The sequence below is a fragment of the Breoghania sp. genome, from assembly GCF_963674635.1.
Taxonomy (GTDB): Bacteria; Pseudomonadota; Alphaproteobacteria; order Rhizobiales; family Stappiaceae; genus Breoghania.
In genome coordinates, this window is sequence record NZ_OY771475.1 from 1,747,929 (window position 1) to 1,760,486 (window position 12,558).

The following is a 12,558-nucleotide window of genomic DNA, read 5'->3' on the forward strand; positions in this document are numbered from 1 at the left end:
CAAAGGCATGACGAGGCATGAGGATGCTTGCCTTGACGGCTGCCGGACTTATCTTTGGTGGGCCGCATCACCCGAGTGACGGGTGCGACAAGGAGCCGGAATGCCTTTGAAAACCGCCATCAAGACCCCCTGCACCTCCGTCTGCTCCCTGGCGCCGGAAAGCGGGCTGTGCCGGGGCTGCGGGCGCTCTCGCGAGGAGATCGCAGGCTGGATCCGCATGAGCGACGCCGAACGCGACCGGATCATGGCGGTGTTGCCGGAGAGACTGGCGAAGATGGAAGGGATCGGCGCATGAACCGTCCCGGCCCGGGCAATTTCCTCCGGTTGCTCATGCTTCTCGTGCTCGCCGCCATCATCGCGGGCTCTGCCATCTATTTCTTTGCCTTCTGGGACCCGGCGGAAGTCACCGACGTAACGCTGGACCGCTCGGGGCCGGCCTTCGTGAAGCTCGCAATCATCGGCCTTGTCCTAGGGGCCAGCATGATTTTTGCCCGGCCGCGACTGGGCGAGATCCTCAACGCGGTCATCCTGTGGGGCGGGTTGGGGCTTGTCCTCATCGCCGGGTATTCCATGCGCTACGAACTGGAGGACATGGCCTACCGGGTGATGGGCTCCCTGATGCCTGGCATGGCGGTGGAACAGGGCGACGGCACCGTGGCGCTGGCGCGTGACCGGTCCGGTCACTACGTGGTGGATGCCACGGTAAACGGCGCATCGGTGCGCTTTCTGGTCGATACCGGCGCGAGCATGGTGACGCTCTCGGCCCGCGATGCCCGCGCCGCCGGGATCGATGTGAACAGCCTGCATTTTGGCGCGGTTGTCTCCACCGCCAACGGGCGTTCGCAGGTAGCCCCGGTTCGGATCTCACGCCTGAATATCGCAGGCGCCTCGCTCACCAACCTGCGCGCCTTCGTGGCCCGCGACGGCATGCTCGACACCAGCCTGTTCGGCATGAACGCGCTTGATCGCTTTTCCTCATGGCGCGTTGAGGGCGGTCGGATGATCCTCGTCCCCTGACCGCAGAGACAAGCTCAGCCCCACAGGCTCCACGCAAAGCGGGCCGAAACCGTCAGCAGGAAAACGCCGAAGCAGATTTCCAGCACCCGCTTGGGCAACGCATGGGCCACGCGGACACCCACCGGCGCGGCAAAGAAGGTGACCGGAATGACCAACGCCACGCCGAGCAGGTTGATATAGCCCAGAGAGAACGGCGGAAGCTCTGGCTCGCCCCAGCCTGCGATGATCAGACCGATGGTGCCGGGGATCGAAATCAGGATACCGACGCCCGAGGACGTCGCAACCGCCTGATGGATCGGGCGGCCGAAAAGCGTCATGAAGGTGTTGTTCATGACGCCGCCACCGACGCCCATCATGGTGGAGAAGAAGCCCATCAGCGCCCCGCAGATCGCGCGCACCGGATTGCCGGGGATTTCGTTTCCGATCCGCCAGCTTTCGCGGTTGAAGAGCATGCGGATGGCGATGATGAGCGCCACGAAGGCGAAGATGCCCTTCAGTTCCGCGCCCGAGACATAGGCCGCGACAAAGCTGGCGATGATCGCGCCCGCAGGCACCGGGATGATCCAGCTTCTCAAAAGCGCGATATCCACCGCACCGCGCGCCCTGTGCGCCATGAAGGAGCGGATGGAGGTGGGCACCACGATGCCGAGCGAGGTCGCGATCGAGATATGCATGCAGACTGAGGGATCGACGCCGAAGATGGTCAGGAACTGGTAGAGGGTCGGCACCAGAACCGCACCGCCGCCAATGCCAAAAACGCCGGCCAGAAACCCGGCGACCGCACCGGACGCCGCAAGCGTGGCCGCGAGGGCAAGCATGTACCCCCAGTCGATACTCTCAGTCATGACAATCCCCCCAATGGACGCGCGAAACGTCCAGATGGCGCATCCCCCGCGATTGACCGTAAGGGTTCCTCCGCACCATCTCCCTGCGTCACTCTGTGGACGATCTAGGCCTGCATGTCCAGCGCCACACGGTTGATACTGTCGAGTGCTGCACGCACGACCTCTAGCCCTGCGCCGGGTTTCACTGCCTCTTCAGAAAGAGTGCGCCGCCATTGGCGTGCGCCCGGAACGCCTTGAAACAGCCCGAGAATATGCCGCGTGATCTGATTGAGACGCGCGCCGCGCGCGAGTTCACCCTCGACATAGGGCATGAAAGTTTCAACCGCGTGATAGGGGTCGGATACGGGGGCATCCTCTCCATAGAGCCTGCGGTCCACGTCTCCCAAAACGCCCGGATCGTGATAGGCGGCGCGCCCCATCATCACGCCATCGACATGCGCGAGATGCGCCTCCGCCTCATCGAGCGTGGCGATGCCGCCATTGATACCGATCCAGACATGGGGAAGCCGCGCCTTCAGGCGGTAGACGCGGTCATAATCGAGCGGCGGGATATCCCGGTTTTCCTTGGGGCTCAGCCCCTTCAGCCACGCCTTGCGGGCATGAACCCACAACGCATCGACGTCAGCGGCAACCACCGCATCGGCCAGGGCATCGAGGGCGGGTTCCGGGTCCTGTTCGTCAACGCCGATGCGGCATTTGACGGTGACGGGAATGGAGACAACCCGCTTCATCGCGGCCACGCATTCGGCAACCAGATCCGGCTCCAGCATCAGGCACGCCCCGAAGCGACCCGACTGCACGCGATCGGAGGGGCAGCCGACATTGAGGTTCACCTCGTCATAGCCCCAGTCCTCGACGATGCGCGCGGCCTTGGCGAGTTCCTCCGGTTCCGAGCCGCCGAGCTGGCAGGCGATCGGGTGTTCGATATCGGAAAAGCCGAGCAGGCGCTGGCGATCGCCGTGGATGACCGCCGGGCTCGTGACCATTTCCGTATAGAGCAGGGTGCGCCGGGTGAGCTGACGATGAAAGACCCGGCAATGCCTGTCGGTCCAGTCCATCATGGGCGCAACGGCGCATTTGTGAGCTTGGTATTTCGCCATTCCAGCCTCGTGTTTCGCGGCACACCCTAGAGCGCAACTAAGCCCGGATTGCAAGAGTGCGATCCCTCACCCGGCCTCATCCGCCAGCCTTTTGCCGCCTGAGACCCGACGCAACGACGGGAACGCTTCGCAACCGTGGGCAACTTGGCGCAGCAACGCCTGCGGCCTCGAAAATCAGGACAGGCGGGGCTATCTTCGCCAGCAGACTGTCATACGAGAATGAGCCGCACCACAATGGTGCCATCAGCCTCGCGTTCGTGTTCACCGGAAACCGTCATGCCGCTTTACTCCCCCCATGCCTATGATCACACCAGGCCCGTCGGCTCCTACTGGGAAACGACCGTTCCCATGCAGGAACATGTCTATCCGGCCCTGGAAGGCGACGCGGTGGCTGATTTCGCCGTACTGGGCGGCGGCTATACGGGGCTGAACGCGGCCTTGCAGCTTGCAGGCGCACATGGCGCCGATGTCGCCCTGCTGGAAGGCGGAGATATCGGCTGGGGCGCATCCGGCCGCAATGGCGGATTTTGCTGCGTCGGTGGGTCCAAACATTCTCTTGGAGAGCTGGCGCGGAAGTTCGGTCAGAGCGGGGCTGCAGGCTTTCTCGATTACCAGCGCCGCTCCATCGATCATGTGGCGGAGCTTCTGACTGCCCATGACATCGAGGCGGAAACCCATTCCGACGGCGAGTTGTGCCTCGCGCACCGGCCAAAGGCGATGCGCGAACTGGAGGACGAGGCGGCCTTTCTGCGCAAGACATTCGGTGTGGAGACGACGCTGCATTCGCGCAACGATCTGGCGGAAATGGGCGTGGCGGGGCCGGAATTCTTCGGCGGGGCGCAGCTTGATCAGGGCTTCGCGCTCAATCCCTTGAAATATGCCCTCGGCCTTGTCCGCGCAGCCAGCGCAGCGGGCGCTCGGATTTTCGCCAACAGCCAGGTCACCTCCATCACCCGTGAGGGGGACCGCTGGCGACTGGTCACATCGAATGGCACCCTGACGGCCCGCAAACTGATCATGGCCACCAATGGATACCTTCAGGAAGAGGTGCCGGGCGCGCCGGGCAAGGCGCTTTCCGGGCGGCTGCTTCCGCTGCTCTCCTCGGTCCTCGTCACCCGTCCGTTGACGGTTGCCGAACAGGCGGCCCAAGGGTGGACCTCACCTCTCATGAGCTATGACAGCCGCCGGCTCCTCCATTATTTCCGGCTCATGCCGGATGGACGGTTTCTCTTCGGCATGCGCGGCGGCACAGACACGACGCCTGAAAAGGATGCCGAGACCCGCAAAGAGATCCTGACCGACTTCCATCGCATGTTCCCGGCATGGCGGGAGGTCGATGTCACACATGTATGGTCGGGCTTCGTGTGCATGGCGGCGAGCCTCAATCCCTATGTCGGGCCGCTCGACGGAGCGCCCGATGCGTTCGCCGCCCTCGCCTATCACGGCAACGGTGTTGCCATGGGCTCGCTCAGCGGGGCGAACGTGGCGGATCTGGCGGCGGGCGCGATCACGCGTAATGACATTCCGGCGGTCGCACGCGGGCCGCTCAGGCGTTTTCCCTTCCCCGCCTTGCGCAAGACCTATCTGAAGGCGGCCTACCAGTGGTATACGCTGTGCGATGAAGTGATCTGATCGGACGCATAGAGCCCCTTTCCGGATACAGGGCCATGGGCTCATCCGGCGGCATTGATCGCGCAACCTTCGCTTCCCATTTGACAAGCGCCCGCATTTTGCGCCAAGCACGGCGCTTCACGCATTGCGCGCGGAAACAAGCACCTTAAAAAACGGCCGACATGACAAATCCCGTCTCCCGCAGGCGTACCTTCGCCATCATCTCGCACCCGGACGCCGGTAAAACGACGCTCACCGAAAAGCTGCTGCTGTTCGGCGGCGCGATCCAGCTTGCAGGCGAAGTGAAGGCCAAGCGCAACCGCCGCGCCACCCGGTCCGACTGGATGAACATCGAGGCGGAACGCGGCATTTCGGTCATGACCTCGGTCATGACGTTCGAATATGCCGATTGCGTCTTCAATCTTCTCGATACGCCGGGCCACGAGGACTTCTCCGAAGACACCTACCGCACACTGTCGGCCGTCGACAGCGCGATCATGGTGATCGACGCGGCGAAGGGTATCGAAGCGCGCACACTGAAGCTGTTCGAGGTGTGCCGCCTGCGCGACATTCCGATCGTAACCTTCATCAACAAGCTCGACCGTGAGAGCCAGGATCCCTTCGCCCTCCTCGACGAGATCGAGCAGACGCTGGCGCTGGACCTTGCGCCCGTGACATGGCCCATCGGCCGGGGCCGCTCGTTTGCAGGCACCTATGATCTTCGCGCCAACACCATCCGCGAGCTTGACGAGCAGGTGGACGGCCTTCCCGTTTCCGGTGCGGATGACGCGAAGGTGGCCGCCCTTCTGCCGGACGGCGACCGCGAGCAGATGCTTGAGGAACTGGAGCTGGCGCAGGTCGGCTGCAAGCCTTTCGACCTCCAGTCCTTCCGCGAGGGGCACCTTTCGCCGGTGCTTTGGGGATCTGCGCTGCGCAATTTCGGCGTGCGCGATCTGATCAACCTTCTGGCGGAAATCGCGCCGACGCCGCGCGGACAGCCTTCCGATGCCCGTTTCATCGAGCCGGAAGAGCCGAAGATGACCGGCTTCGTCTTCAAGATCCAGGCGAACATGGACCCCAACCACCGCGACCGCATCGCCTTCATGCGCGTGGTATCGGGCAAGCTCACGCGCGGCATGAAAGCGCGGCTTTCGCGTACGGGCAAGACAATTAGTCTGCATACGCCGCAGTTCTTCTTCGCGCAGGACCGCTCGCTGGCGGAAGAGGCGTTTGCGGGCGACGTGGTGGGCATTCCCAACCATGGCACGCTCAGGATCGGTGACACGCTGACGGAGGGAGAAAATGTCGTCTTCCGAGGTGTGCCGAGCTTTGCGCCGGAAATCCTGCGTCGCGTTTCCTTGAAGGACGCGATGAAGGCCAAGAAGATGAAGGAAGCGCTGCAGCAGCTGGCCGAAGAAGGCGTGGTGCAGGTCTTCACTCCGCATGACGGGTCACCGGCACTTGTCGGCGTGGTTGGCGCGCTGCAGCTCGACGTTCTGGTTGAGCGGATGAAGACGGAATACGGCCTGCCCATCGCGTTCGAGCCTGCGCGCTTTGAGGCCTGCCGCTGGGTGGCCTCCGACGATCAGGCAGCACTCGACAAGTTCATGAACAAGAACCGCTCCGCCATGGCCGCCGATCTCGACGGCTCGCCGGTCTTTATGGCAACGAGCGGCTTCATGCTCAATTACGAGAAGGACCGGAACCCGGACATCCGGTTCACCGACGTCAAGGACTACCAGAAGGACATGGTGGCCTGAGGGGAATGACTATCGTGCTTCGCGCAGATCCCCTTGAGGACTGGCGAGAATTCCAAGGCCGCCAATTGCATCCGCAATAATGTCGGCAGCCCGTTGAGAGCCTCCCGCGGTAAGATGCGCAACATCCCACGCGAGAGGCTCGAACTGCCCTTCATGCAACGGATCGGACACGATCGCGGTGCATTCTTTTCCCGAACATAGCTGATCGAGCAGGCTGACGAAGATCGCGCCGTCTCCGGCCTCTTCCACCTGCTCGCGCAGTTTGCGGTCAATCTCCTGCAGAGCTGGCAAGGTCAGTATCTCCAGCCGTTGCGCTTTGCGTAGCGAGATCTTGTATCTCAACATCTGCATGGGCAGATCCGGCAGCCAGTGCGGCACGGACCCGACGACGACAATGCGCATGTCCGGGTTGATGCCCTTCAACGTCCTGACCGTTTCAAGCATTGCCTCCGTTTGGAACACGCCTTTTTCATCGACGTCTCGCCAATTGCCCATCAAAAAGATGGTCCGCGGCGGATTGCGGCGTATCCATTTCATCACCGCGTCATTGAACGACCTGCAATAGGGGTTTCTGGGAATATCTACGCCAGGCAAAGGTGGGCAGGCACTCATCGTGAACTGGCCGAGATCCGGGACCAGATTCTGCAATCCCCAATAGAGCGCAGCTGCATGAGAATCCCCCCACAACAATGTGGCGGATGTGCCGTCCGACGCAATAAGTGGTGCACAGTTTGGCGCCAACCGACCGAAAGCATCGCTTTCTTTGCGTCCAACAAAGCACTCGCCGGAACGATAGAACTTTCCGCGCGGATAGTTCTTGTATTCAACTATCTTCTGTTGAGCCGGTGACAACCGCGATGGATAGCCGTCGTGAAAGCGGATGAACCCGCTGCCTATGGCGAAGACAGTGACCGACGCTATGGCCCCGCCGACAACAAAGCCGATATGGATACGCCCACGTTCGCGGAAAGGATTTTCCACGAACCGAACCGTCAGATAGGCAAGCCCCAATGAAGCAGCAGAAAGAGCAAGCATCGCACCGGGCCCTGCCTCTTCCGGGAACCGGTAGCGCATGAAGGCAAAAAGCGGCTGGTGCCAGAGATAGGCGCTGTAGCTGATGCGGCCGATCAGAACCGGGATCCGGCTGGACAAAATGGAAAATGCGATGGTGCCCGGCCCTGTACAGAAAAGAACAAGCGCCGCCCCCACAGTAGGCAAAAGGGCATAGATGCTGGGAAACGGCGTATTCTCTCCATAGAGAAAAACCGCCGCGACGATCATCAAGAGGCCAATCAGCGCCGCGGGCCCATTTGTGCCCTCACCGCCCCGCCGGTGAATCAGAATGGCCGTGAAGACACCGATCAGGAGTTCCCATACGCGCGTGAAGGGCAGAAAGAACCCCGCTGTGGGATCGATAACGGTCAAAGCCTGCGCCAAGGCGAGGCTTGCGAGTGCGATGACGGTCAGCAAGACGAGCGCAACGCGCCGCGAACGCTGCCAGAACAGAAGCATGAAGAGCGGGAAGACGATGTAGTACTGCTCTTCGACCGCCAGGCTCCACGTGTGCAGAAGTGGCTTCAATTCACCGATGGAATCGAAATAGCCGCTCTTCTTCAGGAAGAAAAAGTTCGAGGTAAAGGTGGTAACGGCAACCGTGCTCTTGCCGTATTCCTCCAAATCCGGCGGCACAAGCCAGGCCCAGGCGAAGGGCACGGTCACGAGCAAGACAAGAGTGAGCGCGGGCAGGATACGCCGGGCACGGCGGATATAGAAATCAACAAGCGAGAAGCGGCCCGCCTCCAGATCGCGGATTATGATCCCGGCGATCAGAAATCCGCTGATGACGAAGAACACGTCGACACCGACAAACCCGCCGCCAAAGAGGTCAAAGCCCGCGTGAAGAAGGATTACCGGGAGGACTGCAAGGCTGCGCAGTCCATCGATTTCAATGCGATAAGCCCGGGCAAGCCCGCTGGATCCAGACGACAAAGACGATTACCCTTCCAGAGAAAGCATCCGTTTCGCCTTCTCTTGCCCCACTGAGTCGAACACCGGCCTGCTATTAGCATGTATCCAGGTTCTATGTATTGCATTGCCCATCGCCAAGGAGCCTGCTGTTGCGGCCCCCCCATGGGGAAGCAATCGTCCGGGCACACGTGTTTCGAGGCGTGTCGCTGAGTGGTTGCGGATGATGCGGCAACGCTCGACAAGTTCATGAACAAGAACCGCTCCGCCATGGCCGCCGATCTCGACGGCTCGCCGGTCTTCATGGTAACGAGCGGCTTCATGCTCAATTACGAGAAGGACCGGAACCCGGACATCCGGTTCACCGACGTCAAGGACTACCAGAAGGACATGGTGGCCTAGAGCATTTGGAGCACACGACAAGCCACTTCAGACGGTGGTGGGCTCAGGATTGAGCTTGCCGCAAACGGAGGTGGGGTCGGGACGAGGCGAACATACGGATTATCGGTTTTTTGTTTGCGTTCCTCGTCCTGACAGCACTCACCCAGATCGGCGGCCTGGTGCTAGTCGTGACGCTGCTTGCGATGCGGTTGCCGAGATTGCGTCGCGCATCCACCGTCTGGCGGGCGATGATCGCCAGCACCGTCTTCATCGCTTTGTACGGGGCCTTGACCGCATTTGTCGTCCCGCCCCTCGCAGCACGAGGCGGGCGTGTTGCCCTTCCCTGCCTCGCCAAGGGTGACCGCGACTATACCGCGGCTACCCCGCTGTTCTGCCTGCTCAATCGCAACTATGTCGTACCGCGGATGGCAGACCTGCTCGATGCGCTCTCGCGAGACGTAGCAACCGCCTATCCCGGCACGACGACACTGTTCCTGGATGCAAACCTGCCCTTTTGGGACGGTTTTCCGCTTCTCCCCCATCTGTCGCACAAGGATGGGCGGAAGCTCGATCTGGCCTTCTATTACCGAAGCCCGGACGGTGATTATCTGCCCGGAGCGACAAAATCGCCGCTCGGATACTGGGGCTTCGAACACCCGACGCCGGGCGCGCCGATATCGTGCCCGGAAAGCAGGCTGCTGAGCCTTCGTTGGGACATGGACTGGCTACAACCGTTGTGGCCGGACCTGCGTCTCGATGAAGCGCGGACGCGTCATGCCCTCGTCTGGCTCTTCGACAATGCCGATGACTATGGGTTACAGAGGGTCTTCGTCGAACCGCATCTGGCGCATCGATTGAACGTGCAATCGCCGGACCTTGGCTTCCAGGGATGTCGGGCCGCGCGCCACGACGATCATATCCATATCCAGATTGCTGACCCAGCTTTGCCCTCTCCGCGCTGACCGTTCCCTCTCACTTGGGAAACACATCTTTTCCCAAGCATGCTTTTGAGCCGAACCCGCATCCCTGCTATTGAAGGCGACAAATGTACGGAGCATGCCCGTGCCCCGGAACTGAAAAGGACAGGAAAGCACAATGACGGCGACGCGCGTTGAGATATCCGGCCTGAAGGTTGCCAAGGAACTCTATGACTTCATCGAATCGGAAGCCCTGCCCGGCACCGATGTCGCCTCGGCGCAGTTCTGGGATGGCCTTGGGGCGCTCATCAATGAGCTCGGCCCGAAAAACCGCGCGTTGCTGGAACGCCGCGAGGAGCTTCAGGGGCAGATCGACGAGTGGCACAAGACGCGCCGCGGGCGTCCGATGGACTTCCAGGAATACAAGAAGTTCCTCGCCGAGATCGGCTACCTGTTGCCGGAAGTGCCGGATTTCACGATCGACACCAGCAAGGTCGATGAGGAATTCACCACCATCGCGGGCCCGCAGCTTGTCGTGCCCATCACCAATGCCCGCTATGCCCTGAATGCCGCCAATGCCCGCTGGGGGTCGCTTTATGACGCGCTTTACGGCACCGATGCGATGGGCGATCTGCCGAGCGGACAGGGCTATGACGCCGCGCGCGGCCAACGGGTCATAGCATGGGCCAAGGCCTTCCTTGACGAAGCAGCGCCGCTTTCGGAAGGCTCCCATGCCGACGTCACCGGCTATGCGATCACAAAAGGCAATCTCGTTGCAACCCTTGAGGATGGCTCCACCACCGGGCTGAAGACCGAGGAGGCGTTTGCAGGCTATCGCGGGGCCGCGGATGCGCCGGAAGCGGTGCTTCTGGTCAACAATGCGCTGCATATCGAACTGGTCATCGACCGGTCCAACCCGATTGGCGAGACCGACAAGGCCGGTGTCGCAGACATGATCATGGAAGCGGCCGTTTCCACAATCATGGATTTTGAGGATTCGGTCGCCGCCGTCGATGCGGAAGACAAGGTTCAGGCCTACCGCAACTGGCTCGGCCTGATGAAGGGCGATCTGGCGGAAGAGGTTTCCAAGGGCGGCAAGACTTTCACCCGGAAGCTGAACGCGGACCGTACCTATACCGCACCCGATGGCGAGGGAACGGTGACGCTTCATGGCCGTTCGCTGATGCTGAGCCGCAATGTCGGCCACCTGATGACCAATCCCGCCATTCTGGACCAGAACGATGCGGAAGCCTTTGAGGGTCTGATGGACGCCGCGATCAGCACACTGATCGCCATGCACGACCTTAAAGGAGAGGGCCCGGGCAATTCGCGCGCCGGTTCCATCTATCTGGTCAAGCCGAAGATGCACGGCCCCGATGAGGTTGCCTTTGCCGACGAGACGCTGACCCGCGTGGAAGAGTTCCTTGGCCTTGAGCAGAACACGGTCAAGGTCGGCATCATGGACGAAGAACGCCGCACGACGGTGAACCTCAAGGGCTGCATCAATGCCGCCAGGTCCCGTGTCGCCTTCATCAATACCGGCTTCCTCGACCGCACGGGCGACGAGATCCACACCTCCATGGAAGCGGGCCCGATGGTGCGCAAGGGCGACATGAAGGCCCTGCCCTGGATCAAGGCCTATGAGGACTGGAACGTCGATATCGGCATTGCCTGTGGGCTGCGCGGCCGGGCCCAGATCGGCAAGGGCATGTGGGCCATGCCGGATCTCATGAACGCCATGCTGGAGCAGAAGATCGGTCATCCGCAAGCGGGCGCGAATTGCGCCTGGGTTCCCTCGCCGACCGCGGCCACCCTGCACGCCACCCACTATCACAAGGTGGATGTGAAGGCTCGGCAGGCGGAGATCGCGAGCCGCAGCCGCGCCTCGCTCGATGATATCCTGACCATTCCGGTGGCCGAACGCCCGACCTGGTCGCATGACGACCTGAAGGCCGAGGTAGAGAACAACGCGCAGGGCATTCTGGGCTACGTCGTGCGCTGGGTCGACCAGGGCGTCGGTTGTTCCAAGGTTCCCGACATCAATGATGTCGGCCTGATGGAAGACCGCGCGACCTGCCGCATTTCCTCCCAGCACATCGCCAACTGGCTGCATCATGGTGTCGTCACCGAAAGCGAGGTGATGGATACGATGAAGCGCATGGCGGAAGTTGTGGACCGTCAGAATGCGGGCGATCCAGCCTATGTGCCGATGGCGCCGGGCTTTGACGGCATCGCCTTCAAGGCAGCCTGCGATCTGGTCTTCAAGGGCCGCGAGCAGCCTTCCGGCTATACCGAGCCCGTGCTTCATGCGCGCAGGCTGGAGCTGAAGGCGCAACGCGGCTGAGGCTGGCTGGCGAGACCATGTGACGGGGCGCCATTCGCTCCCCTCAAATGACAAGGCCGGGGCGTCCGCTCCGGCCTTTTTCCATTCGATGCCCCAAATGCACTGACAGATTTGACTAAACGCAACAGTGTCGTACCGTGCGTGCGCTCAAATGGGCATACGCCCAAGGCGAGATTCACAAGGAGCAGATAAATGGGAACCACCCCGTATCCCGATCTCACGGCAGCCATCTCCAAGCAGGTCAAGGTCCTTTCCAAGGAAATCCCGGAAACGATGGCCGGCTTCCGCAAGATGGTCGATGGCGCAGAAGCAGCCGGCGCCCTGGACGAGAAGACCAAGGAGCTGATCGCGATGGGCATTGCCATCGCGCTGCGTTGCGACGGCTGTATCGGCTTCCACAGCCGCAATCTGGTGAAGCTCGGCGCAACGCGGCAGGAATATGAGGAGATGCTGGGGATTGCCATCTATATGGGCGGTGGGCCATCGCTGATGTATTCCGCGCAGGCCATGGACGCGTGGGAACAGTTCGGCGGCGCCAAGGAATAGCAGAAGCTGCGCCCCCCCTTCGCGCCTCCTCCCATGCGCGTGAAGCCCGGAGAGCATGCCAGCCGAGACGAG

General features: G+C 61.7%; 11 protein-coding genes. 8 read left to right on the top strand and 3 right to left on the bottom strand.

Annotated features, from left to right (window positions below):
• Positions 1-100: 100 nt before the first annotated feature.
• Both ABGM93_RS07715 and ABGM93_RS07720 read left to right on the top strand, forming a co-directional pair.
• Positions 101-295 carry a DUF1289 domain-containing protein gene (locus tag ABGM93_RS07715; protein ID WP_321335992.1) on the top strand — a complete coding sequence of 65 codons (195 nt, stop codon included), beginning with the start codon at positions 101-103 and terminating at the stop codon, positions 293-295.
• Positions 292-1,017, top strand: a complete 726-nt coding sequence (locus ABGM93_RS07720; protein WP_321505001.1) for a TIGR02281 family clan AA aspartic protease — start codon at positions 292-294, stop codon at positions 1,015-1,017. Before ABGM93_RS07715 ends, ABGM93_RS07720 begins: the two co-directional genes overlap by 4 nt.
• A 14-nt stretch (positions 1,018-1,031) precedes the next feature.
• On the opposite strand, the gene ABGM93_RS07725 is transcribed toward ABGM93_RS07720, so the two are convergent.
• Both ABGM93_RS07725 and dusA read right to left on the bottom strand, forming a co-directional pair.
• Complete coding sequence (locus ABGM93_RS07725) at positions 1,032-1,862, bottom strand: sulfite exporter TauE/SafE family protein (protein ID WP_319771900.1); 831 nt, start codon at positions 1,860-1,862, stop codon at positions 1,032-1,034.
• A gap of 104 nt (positions 1,863-1,966) precedes the next feature.
• Positions 1,967-2,962 carry a tRNA dihydrouridine(20/20a) synthase DusA gene (gene dusA, locus ABGM93_RS07730; RefSeq protein ID WP_321505003.1) on the bottom strand — a complete coding sequence of 332 codons (996 nt, stop codon included), beginning with the start codon at positions 2,960-2,962 and terminating at the stop codon, positions 1,967-1,969.
• Positions 2,963-3,238: 276 nt separating this feature from the next.
• On the opposite strand from dusA, the gene ABGM93_RS07735 reads away from it, so the two are divergent.
• Positions 3,239-4,594 carry an FAD-dependent oxidoreductase gene (locus tag ABGM93_RS07735; protein ID WP_321505005.1) on the top strand — a complete coding sequence of 452 codons (1,356 nt, stop codon included), beginning with the start codon at positions 3,239-3,241 and terminating at the stop codon, positions 4,592-4,594.
• A gap of 161 nt (positions 4,595-4,755) precedes the next feature.
• Positions 4,756-6,333 carry a peptide chain release factor 3 gene (locus ABGM93_RS07740; protein ID WP_321505007.1) on the top strand — a complete coding sequence of 526 codons (1,578 nt, stop codon included), beginning with the start codon at positions 4,756-4,758 and terminating at the stop codon, positions 6,331-6,333.
• Positions 6,334-6,342: 9 nt separating this feature from the next.
• Here ABGM93_RS07740 and ABGM93_RS07745 read toward each other — a convergent pair whose 3' ends face one another.
• Positions 6,343-8,322 carry an acyltransferase family protein gene (locus ABGM93_RS07745; RefSeq protein WP_321505009.1) on the bottom strand — a complete coding sequence of 660 codons (1,980 nt, stop codon included), beginning with the start codon at positions 8,320-8,322 and terminating at the stop codon, positions 6,343-6,345.
• A gap of 189 nt (positions 8,323-8,511) precedes the next feature.
• Between ABGM93_RS07745 and ABGM93_RS07750 the strand changes: the two genes are divergently transcribed.
• The 4 genes from ABGM93_RS07750 (at position 8,512) to ABGM93_RS07765 (ending at position 12,486) form a co-directional block, all read left to right on the top strand.
• Positions 8,512-8,700: a hypothetical protein gene (locus ABGM93_RS07750; protein WP_321505011.1), complete on the top strand. Its 189-nt coding sequence runs from the start codon at positions 8,512-8,514 to the stop codon at positions 8,698-8,700.
• A 110-nt stretch (positions 8,701-8,810) separates the two neighbouring features.
• On the top strand, positions 8,811-9,641 hold the full coding sequence (locus tag ABGM93_RS07755) for a hypothetical protein (RefSeq protein ID WP_321505013.1): 831 nt from the start codon (positions 8,811-8,813) through the stop codon (positions 9,639-9,641).
• A gap of 133 nt (positions 9,642-9,774) precedes the next feature.
• Positions 9,775-11,940: a malate synthase G gene (locus ABGM93_RS07760; protein WP_321505015.1), complete on the top strand. Its 2,166-nt coding sequence runs from the start codon at positions 9,775-9,777 to the stop codon at positions 11,938-11,940.
• A gap of 192 nt (positions 11,941-12,132) precedes the next feature.
• Complete coding sequence (locus ABGM93_RS07765) at positions 12,133-12,486, top strand: carboxymuconolactone decarboxylase family protein (protein WP_319771908.1); 354 nt, start codon at positions 12,133-12,135, stop codon at positions 12,484-12,486.
• Positions 12,487-12,558: the final 72 nt, after the last annotated feature.

Coding starts and splice junctions, on each gene's coding strand:
- ABGM93_RS07715 (WP_321335992.1), top strand. CDS start 101: ATGCCTTTGAAAACCGCCATCAAGACCCCCTGCACCTCCGTCTGCTCC.
- ABGM93_RS07740 (WP_321505007.1), top strand. CDS start 4,756: ATGACAAATCCCGTCTCCCGCAGGCGTACCTTCGCCATCATCTCGCAC.
- ABGM93_RS07760 (WP_321505015.1), top strand. CDS start 9,775: ATGACGGCGACGCGCGTTGAGATATCCGGCCTGAAGGTTGCCAAGGAA.
- ABGM93_RS07725 (WP_319771900.1), bottom strand. CDS start 1,862: ATGACTGAGAGTATCGACTGGGGGTACATGCTTGCCCTCGCGGCCACG.
- ABGM93_RS07765 (WP_319771908.1), top strand. CDS start 12,133: ATGGGAACCACCCCGTATCCCGATCTCACGGCAGCCATCTCCAAGCAG.
- ABGM93_RS07735 (WP_321505005.1), top strand. CDS start 3,239: ATGCCGCTTTACTCCCCCCATGCCTATGATCACACCAGGCCCGTCGGC.
- ABGM93_RS07720 (WP_321505001.1), top strand. CDS start 292: ATGAACCGTCCCGGCCCGGGCAATTTCCTCCGGTTGCTCATGCTTCTC.
- dusA (WP_321505003.1), bottom strand. CDS start 2,962: ATGGCGAAATACCAAGCTCACAAATGCGCCGTTGCGCCCATGATGGAC.